At 33.7% G+C, this 24,246-nt stretch carries 24 protein-coding genes; 16 read left to right on the forward strand and 8 right to left on the reverse strand.

Going from position 1 to position 24,246, the window contains the following annotated elements:
* Positions 1-138: 138 nt before the first annotated feature.
* From BHX94_RS07075 to BHX94_RS07085, 3 genes are read left to right on the forward strand one after another with little or no spacing between them, the layout of a single operon-like run.
* Positions 139-1,485, forward strand: a complete 1,347-nt coding sequence (locus BHX94_RS07075; protein ID WP_111745489.1) for a hemolysin family protein — start codon at positions 139-141, stop codon at positions 1,483-1,485.
* On the forward strand, positions 1,478-1,777 hold the full coding sequence (locus BHX94_RS07080; protein WP_111745490.1) for a DUF3817 domain-containing protein: 300 nt from the start codon (positions 1,478-1,480) through the stop codon (positions 1,775-1,777). The genes BHX94_RS07075 and BHX94_RS07080 overlap by 8 nt, the downstream gene beginning before the upstream one ends.
* Before the next feature lie 44 nt (positions 1,778-1,821).
* Positions 1,822-2,532, forward strand: coding sequence for a pseudouridine synthase (locus tag BHX94_RS07085; protein ID WP_111745491.1), 711 nt, complete (start codon positions 1,822-1,824; stop codon positions 2,530-2,532).
* Between the two features lie 130 nt (positions 2,533-2,662).
* Here BHX94_RS07085 and BHX94_RS07090 read toward each other — a convergent pair whose 3' ends face one another.
* Positions 2,663-3,448: a TIGR00266 family protein gene (locus BHX94_RS07090; protein WP_096077148.1), complete on the reverse strand. Its 786-nt coding sequence runs from the start codon at positions 3,446-3,448 to the stop codon at positions 2,663-2,665.
* A gap of 127 nt (positions 3,449-3,575) precedes the next feature.
* On the opposite strand from BHX94_RS07090, the gene BHX94_RS07095 reads away from it, so the two are divergent.
* Positions 3,576-4,412 (forward strand): aldo/keto reductase, encoded by an 837-nt coding sequence (locus tag BHX94_RS07095; RefSeq protein WP_111745492.1) that lies wholly within the window; start codon positions 3,576-3,578, stop codon positions 4,410-4,412.
* 145 nt (positions 4,413-4,557) lie between these two features.
* Positions 4,558-5,289 carry a YwiC-like family protein gene (locus BHX94_RS07100; protein WP_111745493.1) on the forward strand — a complete coding sequence of 244 codons (732 nt, stop codon included), beginning with the start codon at positions 4,558-4,560 and terminating at the stop codon, positions 5,287-5,289.
* A gap of 33 nt (positions 5,290-5,322) precedes the next feature.
* On the opposite strand, the gene BHX94_RS07105 is transcribed toward BHX94_RS07100, so the two are convergent.
* From BHX94_RS07105 to queC, 5 genes are all read right to left on the reverse strand, one after another.
* Positions 5,323-5,577, reverse strand: a complete 255-nt coding sequence (locus BHX94_RS07105) for a GlsB/YeaQ/YmgE family stress response membrane protein (protein WP_111745494.1) — start codon at positions 5,575-5,577, stop codon at positions 5,323-5,325.
* 108 nt (positions 5,578-5,685) lie between these two features.
* Complete coding sequence (locus tag BHX94_RS07110; RefSeq protein ID WP_146606909.1) at positions 5,686-6,288, reverse strand: hypothetical protein; 603 nt, start codon at positions 6,286-6,288, stop codon at positions 5,686-5,688.
* Between the two features lie 64 nt (positions 6,289-6,352).
* Positions 6,353-7,063: a 7-carboxy-7-deazaguanine synthase QueE gene (gene queE, locus BHX94_RS07115; protein ID WP_111745496.1), complete on the reverse strand. Its 711-nt coding sequence runs from the start codon at positions 7,061-7,063 to the stop codon at positions 6,353-6,355.
* Entirely contained in the window at positions 7,060-7,470 is a 411-nt protein-coding gene (queD, locus tag BHX94_RS07120; protein ID WP_199798145.1) for a 6-carboxytetrahydropterin synthase QueD, read from the reverse strand. Before queD ends, queE begins: the two co-directional genes overlap by 4 nt.
* The gene (gene queC / locus BHX94_RS07125) at positions 7,470-8,138 is read right to left on the reverse strand and encodes a 7-cyano-7-deazaguanine synthase QueC (protein ID WP_111745498.1); all 669 of its coding nucleotides are present in this window, start codon (positions 8,136-8,138) and stop codon (positions 7,470-7,472) included. Before queC ends, queD begins: the two co-directional genes overlap by 1 nt.
* 187 nt (positions 8,139-8,325) lie before the next feature.
* Between queC and BHX94_RS07130 the strand changes: the two genes are divergently transcribed.
* The 5 genes from BHX94_RS07130 (at position 8,326) to ltaS (ending at position 14,127) form a co-directional block, all read left to right on the forward strand.
* On the forward strand, positions 8,326-8,898 hold the full coding sequence (locus BHX94_RS07130) for an anthranilate synthase component II (protein ID WP_111745499.1): 573 nt from the start codon (positions 8,326-8,328) through the stop codon (positions 8,896-8,898).
* Entirely contained in the window at positions 8,888-10,621 is a 1,734-nt protein-coding gene (locus tag BHX94_RS12835; protein ID WP_170120787.1) for a bifunctional chorismate-binding protein/class IV aminotransferase, read from the forward strand. Before BHX94_RS07130 ends, BHX94_RS12835 begins: the two co-directional genes overlap by 11 nt.
* A gap of 97 nt (positions 10,622-10,718) precedes the next feature.
* Positions 10,719-10,925 carry a hypothetical protein gene (locus BHX94_RS12840; RefSeq protein WP_170120788.1) on the forward strand — a complete coding sequence of 69 codons (207 nt, stop codon included), beginning with the start codon at positions 10,719-10,721 and terminating at the stop codon, positions 10,923-10,925.
* An 81-nt stretch (positions 10,926-11,006) separates the two neighbouring features.
* Positions 11,007-11,969, forward strand: coding sequence for a 5-oxoprolinase subunit C family protein (locus tag BHX94_RS07140; protein ID WP_111745500.1), 963 nt, complete (start codon positions 11,007-11,009; stop codon positions 11,967-11,969).
* A 220-nt stretch (positions 11,970-12,189) separates the two neighbouring features.
* Positions 12,190-14,127 carry a polyglycerol-phosphate lipoteichoic acid synthase LtaS gene (ltaS, locus tag BHX94_RS07145; protein ID WP_379875132.1) on the forward strand — a complete coding sequence of 646 codons (1,938 nt, stop codon included), beginning with the start codon at positions 12,190-12,192 and terminating at the stop codon, positions 14,125-14,127.
* 51 nt (positions 14,128-14,178) lie between these two features.
* On the opposite strand, the gene BHX94_RS07150 is transcribed toward ltaS, so the two are convergent.
* Positions 14,179-14,991, reverse strand: coding sequence for a ZIP family metal transporter (locus BHX94_RS07150; RefSeq protein ID WP_111745501.1), 813 nt, complete (start codon positions 14,989-14,991; stop codon positions 14,179-14,181).
* A gap of 144 nt (positions 14,992-15,135) precedes the next feature.
* On the opposite strand from BHX94_RS07150, the gene BHX94_RS07155 reads away from it, so the two are divergent.
* From BHX94_RS07155 to BHX94_RS07180, 6 genes are all read left to right on the forward strand, one after another.
* Complete coding sequence (locus BHX94_RS07155) at positions 15,136-17,010, forward strand: ABC-F family ATP-binding cassette domain-containing protein (protein ID WP_111745502.1); 1,875 nt, start codon at positions 15,136-15,138, stop codon at positions 17,008-17,010.
* Between the two features lie 3 nt (positions 17,011-17,013).
* Positions 17,014-18,783, forward strand: coding sequence for a DNA helicase RecQ (recQ, locus tag BHX94_RS07160; RefSeq protein ID WP_111745503.1), 1,770 nt, complete (start codon positions 17,014-17,016; stop codon positions 18,781-18,783).
* Between the two features lie 91 nt (positions 18,784-18,874).
* The gene (locus tag BHX94_RS07165; RefSeq protein ID WP_111745504.1) at positions 18,875-19,798 is read left to right on the forward strand and encodes an ABC transporter ATP-binding protein; all 924 of its coding nucleotides are present in this window, start codon (positions 18,875-18,877) and stop codon (positions 19,796-19,798) included.
* Positions 19,798-21,312, forward strand: coding sequence for an ABC transporter permease/substrate-binding protein (locus BHX94_RS07170; protein WP_096077132.1), 1,515 nt, complete (start codon positions 19,798-19,800; stop codon positions 21,310-21,312). Before BHX94_RS07165 ends, BHX94_RS07170 begins: the two co-directional genes overlap by 1 nt.
* A 94-nt stretch (positions 21,313-21,406) precedes the next feature.
* Positions 21,407-22,465 (forward strand): histidinol-phosphate transaminase, encoded by a 1,059-nt coding sequence (hisC, locus tag BHX94_RS07175; RefSeq protein ID WP_111745505.1) that lies wholly within the window; start codon positions 21,407-21,409, stop codon positions 22,463-22,465.
* Positions 22,466-22,573: 108 nt separating this feature from the next.
* Positions 22,574-23,104, forward strand: a complete 531-nt coding sequence (locus BHX94_RS07180; protein ID WP_111745506.1) for a 5' nucleotidase, NT5C type — start codon at positions 22,574-22,576, stop codon at positions 23,102-23,104.
* Between the two features lie 57 nt (positions 23,105-23,161).
* Here the strand turns inward: BHX94_RS07180 and BHX94_RS07185 are convergent, their stop codons facing one another.
* A complete protein-coding gene (locus tag BHX94_RS07185; protein ID WP_111745507.1) occupies positions 23,162-24,076 on the reverse strand; it encodes a diacylglycerol/lipid kinase family protein in 915 nt (304 codons plus the stop codon).
* Positions 24,077-24,246 lie beyond the last annotated feature (170 nt).

Genomic DNA, 24,246 nt, shown 5'->3' on the forward strand with positions numbered 1-24,246 from the left:
CATTGGGAAGGCCATAAATTTACAGCTTGATACTTACGCAATTCCATTTAATCTTTTAAAAATTATCAAACAAACATTTGTGACTTCAGTAGTCACTAAACAAAAACCGGAGGTGAATCCCTAGTCATAGGGAATTAATTGGACATACATACCATATCAAATTTATTATTATTTGCTTTATTAATATTGCTCACTGCTTTATTCGTTGGATCAGAATTTAGTTTAGTGAAGGTTCGAACGTCACGTATAGATCAACTTGTTAGTGAGGGGAATAGTGCTGCCAAAATTGTACAGCATATGGTCCATCATTTAGATTACTATTTATCTGCATGTCAATTGGGTATTACAGTAACAGCGTTAGGTTTAGGTTGGATTGGAGAATCTACCTTCGAAACTTTAATTCACCCAGTGCTTCATTTGTTACATATTCCAACAGATATGAGTAAGCCGATAACTGTATTTTTAAGTTTCTTTATCGTGACTTTTATTCATGTGGTTATTGGTGAACTTGCTCCAAAATCATTAGCGATTCAGTACGCAGAAAAGATGACATTAGCATTTGCCAGACCATTATATTTCTTTGGAATTATTATGAAACCATTAATTTATACAATGAATGGTACGGCCCGTTTAATCTTAAGAATATTTGGTGTGCAACCTGCTGATCATGAACAGGCAATGAGTGAAGAAGAACTTAAAATTATTATGACGCAAAGTTATCAAAGTGGTGAAATTAATCATACTGAACTTGCATATATGCAAAATATCTTCAGCTTTGATGAACGTTTAGCTAAAGATATTATGGTACCACGTACACAAATGATCACGTTAACACAACCATTTAATATTGATGAATTATTAGAAGTTATTAATGAACATCAATTTACACGTTATCCGATTTCAGAAGATGGTGATAAAGACCATATTATTGGGTTTATTAACGTGAAAGAATTTTTAACGAAGTATGCTTCAGGTGATCCTGTTCGCATTAAAGACCACATTCATGACTTACCATTGATTCATGAAGTAACACGTATTAGTGATGCACTGATTAAGATGCAACGCGAACGTGTACATATTGCTTTAGTTATTGATGAATATGGTGGGACAGCTGGTATTTTAACGATGGAAGATATTTTAGAAGAAATCGTTGGTGAAATTCGAGATGAATTCGATGAAGATGAAGTTAATGATATTATCAAAACAGGTGATAACACTTACCAGATAAATGGTCGTGTATTATTGGATGATATCGAAGAGAAATTTGGCATCGTTTTTGAAGATTCGGAAGATATAGATACCATTGGTGGATGGATGCAGGCACAAAATCCAGATATCGAAAAAGATGATTATGTCGATACAAAATATGATAAATGGGTTGTGTTGGATGCCGAAAACCATCAGATTAAATCTGTTGCATTGCATAAAGAATTTAATGCATCTCGTTCAGAAACAGAAGAAGTTGGGGATGTTATAGATGAATAATCAGACATTAAAAAGTGTATTTCGATTTTTTGGATTTTTAGAAGGTGGATCACTACTCTTGCTAATAGGTATTGCAATGCCATTAAAATATATGGCTGGTAAACCTGAAGTTGTTACAGTAGTTGGATCTATTCACGGATTTTTATTTACGATATATCTTGTTACTTTAATGTTGATGACGATTCAGGTAAAGTGGACCTGGAAATGGCCACTTGCAGGTTTTCTTGTTGCATTTATACCTTTTGGAACATTTATATATGATCACTATTTCGTACGTTCTAAATATTATTAAAGATAAGAGCTGAGATGCTCTTTCTTTTTTTGGAGGCATTTATGATGAGAATCAATAAATTTTTATCTGAAGCAGGCATTTGTTCGAGACGTGGTGCGGATAAATGGATTGAAGCAGGACGCATTAAGATAAACGGTGTGAAAGCTGAACTTGGGAGCAAAGTTTCAGAAAGCGATGTCGTTGAAGTTGATAATAAAGAAGTGACTTTAAACGTTGATAAAGGCTATGTCTATATTAAACTCAATAAACCACGTGGTATTACATCTACAACAGAACGTCATATAAAAGGCAATATCGTTGATTTTGTTGGACACTCGGAACGTATATTTCATATCGGACGTTTGGATAAAGATAGTGAAGGTTTAATATTACTGACGAATGACGGAGATATTGTTAATGAAATTCTGCGTAAAGAAGGCAAACATGAGAAAGAATATATAGTGACAGTAGATAAGCCGATAACAGCGGACTTTATTAAGCAAATGTCTGAAGGTGTTGAAATTTTAGACACAGTAACTTTACCTGCTGTCGTTACAAAAGTGAATGCTAAGACCTTTAAAATTATACTCACGCAAGGACTTAACAGACAAATTCGACGTATGTGTGAAACGCTAGGATATGATGTAAAGCAGTTACGTCGACTACGTGTGATGAATATACTAGTTGATGACTTGAAGTTAGGACAGTGGAAAGATTTAACGGATAGTGAGAAAAATGAACTGTTTGATATGTTAGGATATACACCGAAGCGATAGGTAAGAGTGTTGTAGAAGAAGGCAGTTTAATACCATCTCATTCAATCAAATAATGAATAACATGAGTTTCATCACCTAAAAAAGCATCCCTCAACCAAGGGATGCTTTTTCAAATATTATAATTAATCAATTAATCACTAAACATATCGAATAATCCACCGATACCGCTTTCGCCTGTTTGTTTACCTGTCACTGGTGCTGCAGCAAAGATTCTTGATGCAAATCTAGAGAATGGCAGAGATTGAATATATACAGTACCTGGACCTTGAAGCCTTGCTAAGAAGATACCTTCGCCACCAAATAATTTTGTTTTAAGTCCTGGAACGGTTTGAATGTCATAATCAACATCTTTAGACATACCTACAAGACATCCTGTATCGACAAGTAATACTTCACCAGGTTGTAAATGCTTACGCATGATTGCGCCACCTGCATGAATGAATGCCATACCGTCACCTTGCAAACGTTGCATAATAAAACCTTCACCACCGAAGAAACCTGCACCTAATCGTTTTTGGAACGCAATACCAACGCTTACACCTTGAGCTGCTGCTAAGAACGCATCTTTTTGACAAATAAATTCCCCATCTACTTCAGATAAATCTATAGGTATGATTTTACCTGGATATGGCGCTGCAAAATATACATGTTCTTTGCCGTGTCCACGGTTCGTAAATGTTGTCATAAACAAACTTTCACCAGTTAACGTTCGTTTACCTGCTGCAAATAATTTATCCATAAATCCACTGCCACCTGATGAAGAACCATCACCAAAGATAGTTTGCATTTCAATCGATGGATTAATCATCATCATTGATCCAGCTTCTGAAACGACAGTTTCGTTCGGATCTAATTCGATTTCTACATATTGCATATCATCGCCGTAAATCTTGTAATCAATTTCGTGGTTATTCACAATAGTCGCCTCCAATATATTATTTCATTTTAATTATACAAAACAATTGAGTTCTTCGCTTATATAAACCCATAACTTTTGAATAAATAATGTGTTAGTCGTAATATTAGGTAAAGGAGTGAATCATATGACAAAAAGAGTGACATTAAATAATGGTATTGAAATGCCAATGTTAGGTCTAGGTGTATACAAAATAACGGATGAAGAGATGCAGGATACAGTTGACGCTGCAATCAAAGCTGGGTACCGAGCATTTGATACAGCACATTTTTATTTTAATGAAGCCTCTCTTGGTAAAGCATTGAAGAGTAGTGGTGTACCTCGTGAATCTTTATTTGTGACAACTAAACTCTGGAACGATGATCAAGGCTATGAGAATACAAAGAAAGCGTTCAATGATTCTTTAGAGAAGTTAGGACTTGATTATATCGATTTATATTTAATACATTGGCCTTGTCCGGATAACGATCTATTTATCAAAAGTTATCAGGCGATGGAAGCGTTATACGCTGAAGGCAAGATAAAAGCTTTAGGCGTCGCTAACTTTAAACAACACCACCTGGAAAAATTACTAGCAGTAGCTAAAGTTAAACCTGTAGTCAATCAAATAGAATTTCATCCGATATTTAATCAGAAAGATTTACAAGCCTATTGTGAGGCACAGGATATATTAGTTACTGCATGGAGTCCATTAATGCGAGGTGGCGATTTGTTTAATAACGAAGTATTACAAAGTATCGCAAAAGAATATAACAAAACTGTACCACAAATTATATTACGCTGGCATATTGATAATGGACGTATTGTAATTCCAAAATCCAGCAATCCTGAAAGGATAGCATCGAATTATGATATTTTTGATTTTGAATTAAAAGAAAAGGATATACAAGCAATTGATACATTAAATAAGAACGAAAGACAGTTTAAAGACCCTGATGAAGTGAATATGGGAGATTTAAAATAATTAACTATATAACTATATATTTATTTTAACTGTATTTAAACTGTATTTAAACATTATTCATACCTCTTTAATATCGTCATTAAATTGATATATTTAAAGAGGTATTTTTTATATATCTTTTAGTACAATAGTTGTTGAGGTGATAATGATGAAATTTAAAAAGCCAAATCAACACGGTGCATGGGCAATGATTATTATGCCTGTATTATTTGGAATGTTTGCGAGCCGCTTTAATGTGTATCAGCTATTATTTTTTGCTGCCTGGTTTATGATTTTCTTCTTTATCGATAATGTATTATTTTATGTCAAACAACGTAAGAAAAATATTGCTTATATTAAAGGGAGTCTTTTATTTTTAACGATTGCTATTGTGTTGCTTATTCCTGTTGTATTATACGATTACCGTATATTATTATTTTTTGCTGCAATGCTTCCGTTTGGAGCGATTAACTTATATTTTGCTTCTAAACGTAATGAACGTCATCTGCTAAATGACTTTAGTGCAATTACAATTTTTTCGATTGCGGGATTACTATCATATTTTATTGGAGAAGGTCAATTTGATAAAAAGATGGTATATATCTTTTTGATTAGCTTTCTTTATTTTGTAGGAACAACATTTTATGTGAAGACGATGATTCGCGAGAAGAAAAATATTAAATACAAATATGTTTCATATATATATCATTTAATCGGACTGATGCTCGCATTTATTGTACATCCATTAATAGGTATCGCATTTATTCCAAGTTTAATGAGAGCAGTCGCATTTTATGGTAAACAGATGAAACCGATTAAGATTGGGATAGCAGAAATCGCGAATGCTATATTCATAACGGTCTTTGTAGGAATCTTTATTACACAACATTTAAATTAAGACATAAAAAAAAGCCCAAACGGGCTTTTTTAATTAACGACGTTTGTGCATCATTTGTAAAACGATAGACACGATAGCGATTAATAATACTGTACCAACTAATGCTGGAATAATATGAACGCCACCCCATTCAGGACCGAAACCTGGGATTAAGTAACCACCTATAGAAGCACCAAGTAAACCTGCAATGATGTTACCAATTTTTCCACCTGGAATATCAGTTCCCATAATCATTCCGGCTACCCAACCTACAAGTCCACCGACAATTAACATAATAATAAAGCCCATATAATAAACCTCCTAATAAATTAAGTATAGAATAAAAACATAATAAGCTTTTGCTTATAGTAGTTAATACCCGTACAAAAATTGTATAAACATTTAAATGCAATTTATTTATGTTTCTTTGAATAGGTGGGTTTTCTTTATATAGAATATGTATGTTATTCCGACAACGACATAGAAGAAACTATATGGTAGAAATAGCGTGAGTAAACAATAACTTATAGCAAAAAATATTTCACCTAGTTGCTTCGGATGCTTAATATAGCGATATGTATTGATACGTCCAATTTGGAACCATCTCACAGGACGATCAATTTCAGAAAGCTGATATAGGATCAATCCAAAAATAAAAACTGATACACTTAAATATGCACTAGATTGATAGATTGATTGTGGTGATGTGATCAAAATAAATGGTATAGATATATTAATTATCATTGCAAATATAAAATGTATGTAGCGATTCTGAATGTATATATGATAATGTTCATAATGATAATATCTTAAATAAATGTGAACGATGCTTATCACCATTACAAATAATACAAGTGTCTTTGATATAAAGTTACTTGTTCCAATCACTGGATAGTTGATGAGCGTTACAAACAAACTACTAATTACGAGTGGTATATAGGAAGGTTTTAATTCTTTTTTATAGAAGAATAGAAATATGGTGCATGTAATGAAAATATTGAGTAATAATACTTTTTCCAACATTTCTACCTCCTTTTTTAGCCACATAAAAGAATTATAACAAGTAAGGCGTTTAATGCATAGATTAAACGCCTTTTTTATTACTCCATAATAATGTATGTAGTTGAGGTAAAACATAGCAGTCATTCATTGTATTATCCTGCATTACTTTATCAATTAACGCTTCATATCTAGCGAGTAATTTTTCTGTATGATCATTAACAGTTTCATCTAAATATGGATTACCAACCTGTAAGTAAAATTTTATATTCGGATAACGATGATGAATCATCTGAGCAAATTTATAATCATCATCATTAAAAATTACTACTTTTAACGATACTTTATTATATTCCAGTTGATTGATGACAAAATCGAGTTGATGCATATCCTGATGCATCTTTGAACTTGGCGGTTTTGGACTTATTGTCAGTTGGTCAATATCTGTCATCCATGGCTGGAATTTACTCCCTTGTGTTTCAAGTGCTACTTCTATATTATGTGCGTGTAAAAAATCGACGAGTGCTGCAATATTTTTAATCAATGCCGGGTTACCTCCGGAAATCGTTACGTGATTAAAGTTATTCGGTGCGAGTTGCTGCAGGCGTTCAAAGATAATATCTGCAGTAAGCATTTCTATGTCGTCTTTTGCGCTACCGTCCCAGGTAAATTTAGAATCACACCAGTCACATTTAAAGTCACAGCCAGCTGTTCTGACAAACATTGTTTTACGACCGATGACTGCACCTTCACCTTGTATCGTAGGCCCAAATATTTCGAGTACAGGTATTTTCATTGTAAACCTCTATACACCACGTAGCTTGTCGGTGTTTCACGTAAGAAGACTTGTAATACTTTTGGTGCATGTGGCAGTGTATTTAAATGATTGTCAATCATATCGAATATGGTTTTCGCGACAAGTTCTGTTGATGGCATTTTATCTTTTAACTCGGGTAAATCATTGATTAATGTATGGTCGAATGTATCATTTATTATTGATTTAATATCTCTGAAATTCACTAAGAATCCCATTTCATCTAATTGATTGCCAGCGATTGTCACATTGACAAAGTACGTATGTCCGTGCGTTCTACTGCATACGCCAGCGCGTTCGTCTGGTATATAATGCGCTGCTGAAAAGTTCATATCTTTATTTAATTCGAACGCATAGTTATGGTTAACTTGAGGATAAATTTGTTGCATCATGATAAAACTTCCTTTTCATTTAAATAATCTTTGAGTCCTTTGTTGCGGAGTATACAGCTTGGACATTCTCCACAACCGTCTGCAGGTATACCTTCATAACAAGTGAGCGTTTTATTTCTAACGTAATCTAGTTTACCAAGTGCATCAGCGAGCGCCCATGTTTCTTTCTTATTAAGCCACATCAAAGGTGTGTGAATTTCAAAGTTAACATCCATCGATAAATTTATCGTTACATTTAATGACTTTATAAAGTTATCACGACAGTCAGGATATCCTGAGAAGTCTGTTTCGCACACACCTGTAATAATGTGTTTTGCTTCTATTTGATAGGCAAGTGCTGCTGCAAAGCTCATAAATAATAAATTACGTGCCGGCACAAACGTATTCGGAACATTATTATCATGAGTGATTGCAACATCATGACTTGTTAACGCATTAGGTGAGAGTTGAGTTAACAATGACATATCTAAAATATGATGTTTAATGCCTTGTTCATTTGCAATTTGTTTAGCAACATCAATTTCTAGTGCGTGTCGTTGACCATAATTAAATGTCACAACTTCAACATCACTATATCTTTCCATCGCCCAGAATAGACAAGTTGTACTATCTTGCCCACCGCTGAAAACGACAAGAGCTTTGTTGTTGTTTAATTGTTTTTCCATTATAATTCCTCTTTTCAATAAAAAAAGACACCTTCCCCTAGCAAGATGTCGAACTAGTTTTTTATAGAGGGTATGTGCTAGGAACCTCTTATTAAATTTCGTTTCTCATTATAACATATTAAAGTTATAATAAAATCATTAAATCAATAAATCGTATTAATCACTAAATAATAAATGAGGCATTAACATGATACTAATGATTGATCACCACGATTCGTTTACATATAATATTGTGCATTACATAGAGCAGTTAGATGAAAAGGTCGTGACAAAGACAATAGATGAAATCACTATAGAAGATATAAGAAAAATAAATCCATCGCATATTATTTTATCGCCAGGACCGGGTCATCCTAGAGATGCGAAATTGGCGCATGACATTTTAGATAAATTTGGTGGAACAACACCGATACTTGGAGTCTGTTTAGGGTTTCAGGTTATTATGATGCATTATAATAATGTAATAAAGCAGTTAAGACCGGTACATGGCCATCAGGTAGAGATCTTTCATGATGGTAATATGATTTTTAAAGACATTGCTTCACCTACAAAAGTAGCTAGATATCACTCGTTAGGACAAAAGGGAGAAGTAGAATTACCGCTTAAAAAGACCGCCTGGACAGAAGATAACATTATTATGGGTATTCGTCATGAAGCGTTAGCGATTTACGGCATTCAGTTTCATCCGGAATCGATTCTTACAACTGATGGATTAAAGATGTTAGCATCATTCATTAAAGGAGATATATATGAAAGCTGAAATTAACTTTAAATATATTGCTGAATCAGATAGGAACTATCATTTTAAGTTCGAACAACCATTGAAGGTTGTTGATGTTAACGATGCAGATAAAGTTGGAGCAGCACTGCGTGAGGCGGAAACAAGTGGATATATTGTACTTGTAGTGATGAAATATGAAGCAAGTAGATTGTTCGATCCTTTGCTTAGCACAAAAGATAGCGACCAATTAATAAAATTATATTATTTCAATCGTGAGAGTGTGATAAATAAGTCTTTCAATGAAGAAGCACCAAATATAACCCTTGATTTTCAATTTATGCAGGATAAAGCACATATCATAAAACAGATTGAAGCCATTCAGCAGGAAATCAGACTAGGTAATACGTATCAGGTGAATTACACGACAAGATTGCAGGCCAAGAATAATGAACACAATCTTTATAACGTATACGAAAAGCTCTCAAAGCAACATGGTGATTATACTGCATATATTGAAGATGACACACAAACAATCGTCAGTATATCTCCAGAACTTTTCTTTCAGTATGATTTCAGCACAAAAGAGGTTCTGACGAAACCGATGAAAGGTACTATGCCAACAGACAGCAACTCAGCAAAAGACATACAAAACTTTCAGTTTTTAAAAGGCTCCGTCAAAGATAGAGCTGAAAATGTAATGATTGTCGACTTATTACGCAATGATCTGAGTAAAATCGCGAAGAAAGGCAGTGTAAAGGTACCGTATCTCTTTACGATTGAGCGATTTATATCGGTCTACCAAATGACTTCAACGATTACTGCTACATTAGAAGACAAAAGTTTATATGATATCATGAAAGCATTGTTTCCGTGTGGCTCAATAACAGGAGCGCCGAAACAGTCTACGATGAACATTATCGATCGTCTTGAAGACACAGAACGTTCAGTATATTGTGGCACAATTGGTTTAATCGTGCCAAATGAAGTTGCAATCTTTAATGTACCGATTAGAACGCTTGAATATAACCATAATGAGGAAGTAGTGACTTATGGAGTTGGTGGAGGAATCACAATTGATTCGAATCCTGAACTTGAGTATGACGAAATGGTAGCTAAGTCTAAAATACTAGATTATATCCGTGATACAAAGGGAACTTTACCAAAAGATTTCCATATTATTGAAACGATGCGTGTTGAACGTGGAGAAATTAAAAGAAAAGCATATCATAGAGCGCGAATGATGAAAGCATTGAATCATTTTAAGATTGATTATGAAGAAAATGAACTGGATAGTCTTTTTGATTCAACCTTTCATGATACAAAAGAAGTTGAACCTCTCATGTTGCGAATAACTGTTGATGTTGATGGTAATATTTCTAAGACAAATAAATCCATAGGATCAATTACTCCCAATGCAAAGTTATGTAAGATACAGTTTAATAAAAAAGAGTTCCATCAAAATAAGACCTCAGAGCGCAGTCAATATACATCTGATGGCATAACATTATTTCATGATGGTACATATCTACTTGAGTTTAATATTGGAAATGCGGTTATCGAAAGTGATGGGGTGTACTATACCCCAAAGCATGACTACATTCTGAATGGATGTATGAGAAGTGAGCTATTAGATCGTGGTGCAGTGAAGGAAGCGGGAATTGAAGTTGCAACTTTTATTGAAAAGTATCGTGCTGGAGAAGTTAAATTATATATGATTAATAGCTTAAGAGAATGGGTTCAGGTAGAATTACAATTAAATTAATATATTCCTGGTTTATTAATACACTCAAAAGCGTTATAATTAATGCTATTAAAGTGTAAAATCCGAAAAATAGGTGAAGCAAATGATGAATTTCCTCATGATTTTATTTCTACTAGCAGGCTTATCGCTATTAGTCTATATAATGAATCGATATATCATCAAACTTTTTAAAGATGATAAGACGAATAATGCTTTGGTGATGTTATATGTGACGATGATCGCATCTATAATAATTGTTACGTTTATCGCTTTTTGTTTTAGAACCATATTGATTGATATTACCGATATATTCTACCGATCATAAGCGGTAGAATTTTTTTACGACTTTAGGCCGATGTAAAGGTTATATTAATATTGTAAAATAAATGGGAAGGGAAATATAACAATGTCTATCATATTTCAAACAGCAGGTATTTATACAACTTTTCAACAGTTAGAAACTAAAGAAAATGCTTCATTATCTTTAAATGGCCCATGTGATGCATTATCTCATATATTAGGAAATGCTTTAGTTGGTAATCCAGTTAACACACCAACGATTGAAATGACTTTCCAGGCACCGACAATACAGTTTCGTGAACCGACGTTAATAGCTCTAATGGGAGCTGAGTTTTACGCTTATACTGATGAAAAACGTATCATGCCGATGAAAGTTCATCTTATGGAAAGAGGAGAAACGCTTTATTTTGGTCAACCTAAAAAAGGTACGCGTGTTTATATGGCAATTGCTGGAGGTCTGCAAATCGATAGTTCACGTTTAAAAGCCACAGAAGATTACATCATTCAATCAGGTGCTCGTTTTGAATTAGCACGTAGTTACACACCATTTCAGAAAAAATTATTTGAAAATATAGTGAAACGAAAAGAAACGACTTGGGGCATTGACGCTTACTCACTGGCACGTATTTATTATTCAGATGTTTTTCATCTGGAGTCAATAAGCGAGAATGAATTATCAGGTGAAACTAAAAAAGCATTACAGGAAGATATTTATATCGTAACGAATCGATTTGATAGAACCGGCTTTATTCTTGATGGGAATAGAATAACTTGTAAGGCATGCACATCAGACGTCCATATAAAACAAAGTGGTGCTTTACAACTCACACAGGACGGGGATCTTGTTGTCGTATTAAAGAGTATACATCAGGACAGTGATTTCTCGTATATCGGTAATATTGCACCGTATCATTTACCAAAACTTTCACAAAAGAAACCAGGGTCGAAATTGTACTTTAAATGGGTTTCTAAAACAGAATTAGCGCGACAACAAAAGAGTTATGAAAACTGGCTAAAGACAGTACTCGCGCAAATTGAGTTTCTCCATCAACAGGAATTAAATGTATAGACAAGTTTGTCATAATTCAGTCACTTTTTACACTAAAAAGATACTTATGAAGTAAAAACACTTGAAATTTAGGTTGAAACGGTATAAATTAATATATTGTACACAGAAAATAACATTACGTTTATGTTACAATATATAATAAAGTGTAAATGTTACTAAGTAATGATTAATATTATAAATAGCATCACTATAGAAATGTTTGTTTAATGGAGGAATACGTATGAAAGAAAAGAAAATATCGATATTTATGTTTTTTTTATTGACAGTACTCGCTGTTTCTATCAAAACATATTTTGCATACTATATTGATTTTTCACTAGGTGTTAAAGGACTTGTTCAAAATTTAATATTACTAATGAACCCTTATAGTTTAGTAGCGTTAATTTTAAGTGTTTTTCTATTTTTTAAAGGTAGAAAATCTTATTGGTTTGTGTTTATTGGTGGTTTCTTACTGACATTTTTATTGTATGCTAATGTCGTTTACTTTAGATTTTTCTCAGATTTCATTACTTTCAGTACATTAAATCAAGTAAGTAACGTTGAATCAATGAGTGGGGCTTTGTGGAGTTCATTTGAATGGTATGATCTTGTATACTTTATTGATACTTTTGCCTTTCTGTTTATTTTATTGTTTAGAAAAGAGATGTTATCTACGAAATCGTTTAAAAAGAAATATGTGCCTGTGCTTATGGGGGTATCAATTTCTTTATTCTTTTTAAACTTAGCGTTTGCTGAAACTGACAGACCAGAGTTATTAACAAGAACATTTGACCATAAATATTTAGTGAAATATTTAGGTCCATTTAATTTCACGGTCTATGACGGAGTAAAAACGATTCAGAATAACCAGCAAAAAGCATTAGCAAGTTCTGATGACTTAGCTAAAGTACAATCTTTTACAAAGACAAAATATGCTGCACCAAATGGCGCAACATTCGGAATTGCAAAAGAGAAGAATGTGATTAAAATTCATCTAGAAAGTTTCCAGACATTCTTAATTAATTACAAAGTCAATGGTGAAGCAGTAACACCTTTCTTAAATTCTCTTGCTAGTGGTCAAAAAGATTTTATCTATTATGATAATTTCTTCCATCAAACTGGACAGGGTAAGACGAGTGACTCAGAATTGACAATGGATAACAGTATATACGGTTTACCTCAAGGTTCTGCATTTAGTTTAAAAGGTGATAACACTTATCAATCATTACCAGCAATCATGCATCAACAACAAGGTTATTCGTCTTCAGTGATGCATGGTGATTATAAAACGTTCTGGAACCGTGATCAAATCTATAAACACTTCGGTGTAGATAAGTTTTATGATGCATCGTATTATGATATGTCTGAGAAGAATTTAGAAAATCTTGGTCTTAAAGATAAAGAATTCTTTGATGAATCTATTCCATTCTTAAAAGAAGAAAAACAACCCTTTTATTCGCATTTAATAACGTTAACGAATCATTATCCTTTCACTATTGATAAGACAGAAGCAACGATTGATTCACCGAATACAGGCAATCCAACAGTTGATGGATATGTTCAGACAGCACGTTATTTAGATGAAGCAGTAGAAGATTTTATTAATGACCTTAAAAAAGAAGGATTATATGAAGATTCTGTGATTATGATTTATGGTGACCATTACGGTATTTCAGAAAATCATAATAAAGCAATGGCAGAGTTGCTAGGTGAAGAAATCACACCATCGAAATTTATGGATTTACAACGCACAGGATTATTCTTAAAAGTTCCTGGCATTGAAGGTAAAGTTGACCATACGTATGCTGGTCAGGTAGATGTAGCTCCAACATTACTGCACTTACTAGGTATTGATTCAAAACCTTATGTAATGTTTGGTACAGATTTAATGTCAAAAGACCATAAAGATACAGTAGTATTTAGAAATGGTGACTTTATCAGTCCGAAATATAAATCGATCAATGGTATATTCTACGACAACAAGACTAATTTACCATTGATGAATGAAGCTCAAAAGAAAGAAGCAGTAGAAATGAAGCGAAGCGTTGAAAAAGAATTAGAAATGTCTGATTCATTATTAAATGGTGATGTATTACGTTTCTATAAAAATAAAGATTTCAAAAAAATCGATCCTACGAAATATGAGTACATCAATGGTACTAAAGGGAAAGAAAAATAAAATAGAAAAAGACGAGGAATATAATTTTCCTCGTCTTTTTCTATGTAATGATTATCCTAACGATACATCTAAAATCATCATGATTGTAAAACCTAACATTAAACCAAGCGTTGCAAGGTCTGTATTATCTCCAGATTGTGATTCGGGAATTAATTCCTCAACAACTACGAAAATCATCGCACCAGCTGCAAATGCTAATGCATAGGGCAACATCGGGGTGATTAATAACACAGCACCTGCTCCGATCATTGCAAAAATCGGTTCTACAATTGCAGATCCATGTCCCATATTAAAAGAAAACCATTTAGATCTACCATCACCATGAATCGGTAATGATAACGCACTCCCTTCAGGAATATTCTGAATACCAATCCCGATAGCAAGACCGAGTGCTGCAAGAAGCATCTGTTCATTACCTGAAACAACACCACCAAAGGCAACTCCAAGTGCAAGTCCTTCTGGTATATTGTGCATAGTTATTGCTAAGAACAATAAGGTTGATTTCTTTAAATTCGTTTTCGGACCTTCATGCATATGGCTAGGCTGAGCTTTCAGATGGATATGTGGGATGATGACATCAAGTAGCCTGATAAACACACCACCTAGTAGAAATCCGATTGCTGCAGGAATCCAGGGAATCTGTCCATTTTCTTCACTGAATTCAATTGCAGGTGCTAACAGTGACCAAAATGATGCTGCGATCATAACACCTGCAGCAAAGCCTTGCATTGTGTTTAACACTTTCATATTTACAGATTTAAATAAAAATACAACTGCTGCACCAAGTCCAGTCATAGACCAGGTAAATAAACCGGCTATTCCGGCCTGAGCAACAGGGGATAATTGACTAAACCATTCGAACATGTGTACCTCCTATAGTAAAAAAGTGTATAATATAATACTGAAGTTTATAATATATTATTATATCATAAAAAAACAACCCAGATTATCAAATTTGAATATCATGTTGTGAGATATTGAAATGTATTATATGTGAGGAGAGCGAATATGGAAGCATATAAAATAGAAAATTTAACTAAACAATACGGTCTTAAAACAGTATTTGATGATATATCATTAAGCATATCTATTGGTGATAAAATTGCACTTGTCGGTATTAATGGAACAGGAAAAAGTGCCCTTCTGAAATGTATTGCAGAAATAGAAGATCACCATGGCATAGTGACACATCCGAAAGATTTTACGATTGAGTATGCTGCGCAACAACCATTATTAAATGAATCGCTTTCAATCGTGGATAACGTTATCGATGAAACACATCCGGTTATACAGAAATTTAAAAAGTATGATGCACTGCTCAAGCAAATGGAAATAGAAGTGAATGATCAACTGATTGAACAGTTAAGTATTGTACAACAACAAATAGAACAGCTTGATGGTTTCAGTTATCGTGCTGAAGCAGAATCAATCTTAACGAAACTCGGCATAAAGGATTTATCTCAGCCCATTACTTCACTTTCTGGTGGTCAGAAAAAACGAGTAGCACTTGCGAAGTCACTTTTAAAAGCGCCAGATTTATTACTGCTTGATGAACCTACAAACCATCTTGATTTCGAATCAATTCACTGGTTGATTACCTTTATTAAACAGTATAAAAAGTCTGTATTGGTTGTGACACATGATCGTTATTTCCTGAATGAAGTAACGAATCGTATCGTTGAACTTAGAAACGGAAAACTTAATTTGTATAAAGGTAATTACAACGATTACATCACACACAAAGCAGAATTAGAAATCATTGAAAGCAAACAGGAACAAAAAGAGAAACAGCTATATAAACAAGAGCTGGACTGGATGCGAAAAGGTGCAAAAGCACGTACAACAAAACAACAGGCACGTATAGACCGTTTTGCAAATATTGAGGATAAAGTTAAACAGCATCAAACGAAAGAGACGATGGAAATTAATCTTGCACACAAACGATTAGGGAAACAAGTCTTTGAATTTGAAGATATCGGAATGGAGTTCGATGATAAAGTTTTATTTAAAGATTTTAGTACAATCGTTCAAACATCAGACCGTATCGGTATCGTCGGACAAAATGGTAGCGGCAAATCAACATTACTAAATATTATCGCAAACTTAATACCACCGACATATGGCTCGATGATTACAGGTCAAACAGTGCGAATTGGTTATTACAAACAAGAAGATATTAAGTTAAATCAAGATTTACGTGTCATAGATTTCCTTCGTGAAAAAGCAGAAGCTGCAACGACATCTTCTGGAGAGAAAATATCTGTTACCCAACTGCTTGAACGATTCTTATTTCCTTCAAGTATGCATGGTACATATATTCACCGTTTAAGTGGTGGAGAACGTAAACGATTATATTTACTCAGTATACTGATTGAGGGTCCGAATGTTTTATTATTAGATGAACCTACAAATGACCTTGATACAGAGACATTAACGATTTTAGAGGATTATTTAGAAAGTTTTAGTGGAGCAGTCATTACTGTCAGTCATGATCGTTACTTCTTAAATAAGGTTGTGGATACATATTGGTTTGTAAATCATCAGCATATCGATAAAGTACTTGGAGATTTTAACGATTATTTAAGTTATAAACAAATAATAGATGAGCAGAAGAAACAGGAAGCGCTTGTTCAGGAAAAAGCAATGCCAGAACAAACTAAGCAATCAATGCGTGTATCATATAAAGATAAGCGACGTTTTGAATTTCTATCTGAAGCGATTGAAACACTGGAAACTAAGTTAGAAGCTATCGATCAATCAATTGCAGCAGAGACGACAAATTATGATAAACTCAATGAATTAACGAACGAAAGACAAGCATTGGAAAATGAATATGAAACATATTATGAAGAATGGGATGAATTAAGTGAGCGAATGGAGTAAATCATGGAGAAAGTATTAAAAGCGTACTATGGTTATGAAACGTTCAGACCTGGTCAAAGCGAATTGATTCAAAATGCATTGGATAATCATGCTACTTTAGGCATTTTACCGACAGGTGGAGGAAAATCAATCTGTTATCAAATTCCAGGTATATTAAAAGGCGGATTAACACTTGTGATAAGCCCATTAATTTCTTTGATGAAAGATCAGGTTGATAGCTTGAATGCGAGTGGTATTCATGCTGCATTTTTAAATTCAACACAAAAAGTAAAGGAAACAAAACAGATAGAAACTGGTTTGATCAACGGAGACTATCAGTTCCTTTATGTTGCACCTGAGCGATTTAATCAACGTCAGTTTATTCATTTGTTGTACCAATTAAATATCAATCTGATAGCTTTTGATGAAGCACACTGTATTTCAAAGTGGGGACATGATTTTAGACCGAGTTATCGTGAATCGATTAAAGCTGTAATGAGTTTGCCGCATTCGTTTACTTTAATGGCACTCACTGCAACAGCAACTGTGGATGTCAAAGAAGATATATGTAATTTATTACATATTGAAAGCCAATACGTGATTGAAACAAGTACGAAACGCGATAATCTAAAGTTTATGATCGACCCAACATATCAGAAGCAAAAGCGACTATTAGAATTTATTGGAGCACATAAAGAGGATTCAGGCATCATCTATGCGAATACGAGAAAACAAGTCGAAAGTTTAAGTGAAGTGTTACATTTAGAAGATATTGATCATGTCATTTATCATGCAGGTTTAAATAAAGATGTGAAAGATGACCATCAATCAAAGTTTGTTAAAGATGATGTTAAAGTCATGATTGCTACCAATGCTTTTGGCATGGGCATCGATAAATCCAATGTACGCTATGTTGTTCATTACAATCTACCTCAGGATATCGAAAGTTATTATCAGGAAGCAGGACGTGCAGGACGTGACGGCCTAGATAGTGAATGTTTACTCATGTTTGGTGAGCAGGATATTAAATTACAGCAGTTTTTTATTGAAACAAGTAACGATGAAACTGTTCAGGAACTTAAGAAAGAAAAGCTGAATAAGATGATTGCTTATACTAAAACGAAGCAATGTTTACAGTCGACCATCATTCATTATTTTAATCCTGACGAACATCTTAATAAATGTGGGAAATGTTCTAATTGTAAACACGAAATAGAAAATTATAATATGACGACTGAGGCAAAGAAAATATTAAGCTGTATCATTCGTATAAAGCAACCGGTTCATAAATTATTGATTACTAAAGTATTGCATGGTGAGGAAGATGATTCAGTGACGCATCCGGGATATCATCAGCTCACTACATTTGGATTACTGAAAGATTATCCTACAAATGCAATTCAGTCTTTTATCGAAACGTTATTGTTCAATGGATATATCATTGAACAGCAAGGTAAACTATTTTGTCACGAAAGTGCCAGAGAAATATTAACCGGTGATAAGCAAGTGATGACGTATTACAAGCATTCATCTTATAATGAACGTGTTAAAATCACTACGATTGAAACAGTGGATGAAATATTGCTGAAAACGTTAAAGGATGTACGTAAACGTTTATCTGATGATTTATCTGTACCGCCCTTTACGATATTTTCAGATCATACGCTGCAGCTATTTGCTACGAAAAAACCAGTCTCAAAAGATGAAATGATTCTAATTGAAGGTGTTGGATCATACAAATTAAAACATTACTGTCCAGAATTTATTGACGCAATAAAAACATATTCGGCATGACAAGCAATTGTCATGTCTTTTTTATTTATATGTGTTTTAATTCTTTATAAGAGGTTATAAGTTAAACATTAAACTTTTTAAGAGGTGGCATATGATACGTTTTGAAAATGTAACGAAGCAGTATAATGATAAAATTGCGGTTGATAATATTTCCTTTGATATTGCTGAAGGTGAGTTTTTTGTATTGATTGGTCCTTCTGGTAGCGGTAAGACAACGACTTTGAAGATGATCAATCGATTGATACCATTGTCAAAAGGTTATATCTACTTTAAAGAGAAACCGATAAGTGATTATAAGCTCGATGAAATGCGCTGGGATATTGGTTATGTATTACAGCAAATTGCATTATTTCCGCATATGACGATTAAAGAAAATATTAGTCAGGTGCCATTAATGAAGAAATGGTCTAAGGATAAGATTGATGCTCAAGCTGACCGACTGCTTGATATGGTTGGTTTACCGGCCTCTGAATTTAAAAACAGATATCCAAATGAACTTTCAGGTGGCCAACAACAGCGTGTAGGTGTAGTCCGTGCTTTAATGGCAGATCCACCTGTTATTCTAATGGATGAACCCTTTAGCGCACTTGATCCATTATCAAGAGAGAAGTTACAGGATGATTTAATTCGCTTGCAATCAGAAATACATAAGACAATCGTTTTTGTTACACATGATATTAGTGAAGCTTTGAAATTAGGAGATCGCATTTGTTTAATGAACGAAGGACATATAGAGCAGATTGGTAAACCAGACTCTTTTATCAATCATCCAAACAATGAATTCGTAAAATCATTTATCGGTGAAAATGCAAATCATACGACATATGTACGCAACTATATTGAATCTGAAAGAAATGTTGTTGCTTCTGCTGTAATTGATGCCAATGCACCTTCTAAAGAAATGTTTAAACTATTAAGCCAGCATGATTACTTGACTGTTACTGAAGCGGGACAAACGATTGGTATTATTTCGCGTGACAATGTATTTAAACAATTAAGTCAGGAGGCGAAATAATGAAGGCATTTATTAATACTTTTCAAGAACGTAAATGGGAATTGCTGCAAACATTATTTGAGCACATTCAACTTTCATTTATTGCATTATTGATTGCCACTTTAATCGCTATTCCGATTGGTATATGGCTTACAAGACATACTAAAATAGCTGAACCAATTATTAATATCGCTGCTATCATGCAGACAATACCCTCATTAGCACTGCTCGGTCTAATGATTCCGTTCTTTGGTATTGGTCGTGTTCCTGCTATTATCGCTTTAGTAATCTATGCCTTACTTCCAATCCTACGTAATACGTATACAGGTATTAAAGAAGTCGATCCATCCTTAAAAGAAGCTGCACAAGGTATCGGTATGAATACATATCGACAGTTAAAAAATGTTGAGATTCCTATTGCAATGCCTGTGATAATGGCAGGTATACGAACTGCTATGGTTCTTATTATCGGGACAGCAACACTTGCTGCATTTATTGGTGCAGGTGGTTTAGGAGATTTAATATTACTTGGTATAGATAGAAATAATATGAATATATTATTGCTCGGCGCAATACCGGCAGCTTTACTTGCGCTCTTATTTGATTTTGTACTAAAACGTATGGAGAAATTAAGTTATCGTAAGATGATGATTGTCACAGGGTTACTGTTGTTATCATTTTTATTAGTTGCTATTTGGCCACTATTCTTCCAGAAAGATAATCAAATGAAATTTGCAGGGAAATTAGGTACAGAACCGGAAATCATTACTAATATGTATAAATTAATCATTGAAGACAAGACCGATGTTTTTGTAGAAATTGAACCTGGTATGGGTAAGACAACGTTCTTATTTAACGCTTTGAAATCAGATAATATAGATGGTTATCTGGAATTTACAGGTACAGTATTAGGTGAGATTACAAAAGAAGATGCAAAATTTACTACTGAAAAAGAAGTATATCAGCAGGCAAATGAAAGTATCAATAAAAAGTATCAGATGTCTCTATTAAAACCAATGCAATATAATAATACGTATGCACTTGCCGTGAAAAAAGAATATGCAGATAAATATCAATTGAAATCAATCAGTGATCTGCAAAAAGTAAAATCGACAATCCGTGCAGGATTTACATTAGAATTTAACGATCGCATGGATGGTTATAAAGGCATTCAAAAGAAATATGGTATTAAGTTTGATAATGTAAGAACGATGGAACCGAAAATTCGTTATCAGGCAATTGAGCAAGGGAAGATTGATCTAATCGATGCATATTCTACTGATGCAGAATTAAAGAAATACGGCATGGTCGTATTAAAAGATGACAAAAATCTATTTCCTCCTTATCAAGGAGCACCACTATTAAAAGATGAAACCATTAAAGAACATCCGGAAGTTGTGAAGGCACTTAATCAGTTAGCCGGTAAGATTACTGATGAAGAAATGCAGACGATGAACTATGCTGTAACATATCAGAACAAATCACCGGAAAGTATTGCACATGCTTATTTAAAGAGAGAAAAGCTGATTAAGTAAATCTGAGTTTAATCCTCAAAATATGAGTATCAAATTGTCATTTCATATATCATGATACTAATATACTTTTATAATAGAGAAAGTAGGGAAATAAATGAAACCACAATTAAAATCTTTACAAGTGTATTCGGCTGGATTATCTGATGAAGCGTTAAAGCGTAAGACAGGATATGAAGGTGAATTTAGCAGACTCGCTTCAAATGAAAATCCGATTGGACCTACGCCTAAAGTGAATGAAGTGTTAGCGGCGTCTTTAACAGGATTAAATTATTATCCGGATCCAGAAGCGAATGCATTAAAAGAAAAATTATCTACATTTTATGATGTACCGGCTGAACAGATTTTTGTCGGTGCAGGTCTTGATGAAGTTATTATGTCGATATCGCGAGCAGTACTAGTCCCTGATGGTGACGTATTAACAAGTGAAGGAACGTTCGTACAATATGCTACACATGCTCTTATTGAAGGGACACATTTAAAAACAGTCCCACTAAATGAAGGTTGCTTTGATTTAGATGCAATGGCGGAAGCGATAACAGATAATACGAATATTATATGGATCTGTAATCCGAATAATCCTACTGGAACGCATGTATCTGAAACTGAGTTAAGAGCATTCTTAAATAAAGTACCACATTCAATTACTGTTGTATTAGATGAAGCTTACTTTGAATTTGTAGATGCAGAGGATTATCCTGATGGCGTTAAGTTATTAAAAGAATATCCAAATTTAATCATATTACGTACATTCTCTAAAGCGTATGGGTTAGCAGCTATGCGTGTAGGCTATGCAATGACGTCTAAAGAATATGTAAGTGAATTTAATAAGGTAAAGCTACCTTTTAATGTTACTACTTTGTCTTTACTGGCTGCTATCACAGCTTTAGAAGATCAGGCACATTTAAAGTCATATGTTGCATTCAATAAAGCACAACGTGAGCAGTTATTTGCGAAACCATATAGTAAACATTTTTTGCCGAGCCAGACGAACTTTATCTTTATTAAGACAGATCAACCTCAAGCGTTGTTTGATACTTTCATTCAACATGGTGTAATTTCTCGTCCTATACCAATTGGTGTTCGCGTAACAATTGGACAAGAAGAAGATAATAAAAAGATTGATGCTGCTTTAACAGCATTCTTTGGGGAATAATGCTAAGCTAAACGATATGATAAACGTATCATTTAGCTTTTTTTATGCATTGATCTATAATAGAAATAAAGTGATAAATTTCTTTAAAAATATAAATGAGGTGTAAGAATGAAAAAGTCAATTGCAATTGATATGGATGAAGTATTAGCTGATACGCTGAAGAAAGTAATTTTTCAATTTAATGAAAGCACTGGAATGTCTTTAACGAAAGAAGATTTATATGAGAAAAAATTACGTACTGAATATCCAGAGCATGTCGATAAATTAGATGAATTATTACTTGATCGTGCATTCTTTAGAGATTTAGAAGTTTTACCTGATGCAATTCGTGTCGTTGAACGATTAAGTGAACACTTTGATGTTTATATTGCGACAGCAGCGATGGATGTTCCAACTTCGTTTGATGCGAAGTATGAATGGTTGCGCGAACACTTTCCTTTCTTAGATCCGCAACATTTCATTTTCTGTGGGAATAAAGGTGTAGTGGGAACGGATTATCTTATCGATGACAATCCAAGACAACTTGCGGCTTTCAAAGGTACCGGTTTAATCTTCGATGCTGTACATAACCAAAGTATAAAGGAATACGACAGAATGAAGAGCTGGCTGGATGTTGAGAAGTATTTCTTTGAAGATTAGTTAGATAAATTAATATTACATTAAAAGGCAGGTGACTTTTATCACCTGCCTTTTACATTATTCATTAATTACAACGCGATCTGTTGCCGTGAGTATTTTAAGTTTACTAGGTATTACTTTAATTGAAAGTGGTGTCTTAAGATCAATTTCGCCATCCACATCGACATCCATCTCTTTATTTGTATTGATTGTAATATTTTCTCCCGAATAATGTTCGATATTCTGGCTGATTTCATTCCAGTTAATTTCTGACTTCATAGCAATCATTTCAGTAAATAGCTTCAAACCACTTTCTTTGAAGATAAATACATTTAACTTGCCGTCATTAGGTGATAATTCTAATAAAGGAATTTTATTTCCTCCGATGAAAGCACCATTTGCTACAATAATCATAGAAGATTCTCCGTGATATTTTGTACCATCAATCTCGATATCATATTTAAAGAAAGTTGGGTTTGTTACATTCTTTATTGTTGAAAAAAGATAGCTGAATTTACCGATTTTACTTTTAGCTTCCGGATCAACACTATTTGAATTCTCAACAATTAGTCCCATACCGGCAAAATTAAGTGCATATCGCTCGTTTGTTTGCATAACATCATAATATTTCACTTCTGCTGTTAATAATTGCTCTACCGCTCTTACTGGGTTTGGAAGAAGATTTAAAGTTTTTGTAAAGTCATTAAAAGTACCGCCAGGAAGTATACCGATTGGTACATGATGATTTCCATCAATAATACCGTTTATAAGTTCATGAACAGTACCGTCACCGCCAAGTATAAGGTAAATATCATGTTCTGACTTACCTTCTTTAAGATATGTATATATCTCACCTTGTTCTGCACTGCGATAAATTGTTAAATGATCGATAAATCTTGTTAAACTTTTAGACACTTCACCGATGATTTGATGAACATTTCCTTGTCCTGCATGATCATGATAGAATAATATACCTGTTTTCAATTTTTGCATAAAGTTTCACCCCATTCTTAACATTTTATCATATCCTACTATTCCCGTTTTATATTTGATTAATCAATATTTATAACGCATATTATGCAATGTGTATATTCAGAATTAATGACGCTAAGATAAGCAATCAATACCAATACTTCAGAAAAGAAAATTAAACAGTTGATATA

This window comes from Macrococcoides bohemicum (assembly GCF_003259675.1).
GTDB lineage: Bacteria > Bacillota > Bacilli > Staphylococcales > Staphylococcaceae > Macrococcoides > Macrococcoides bohemicum.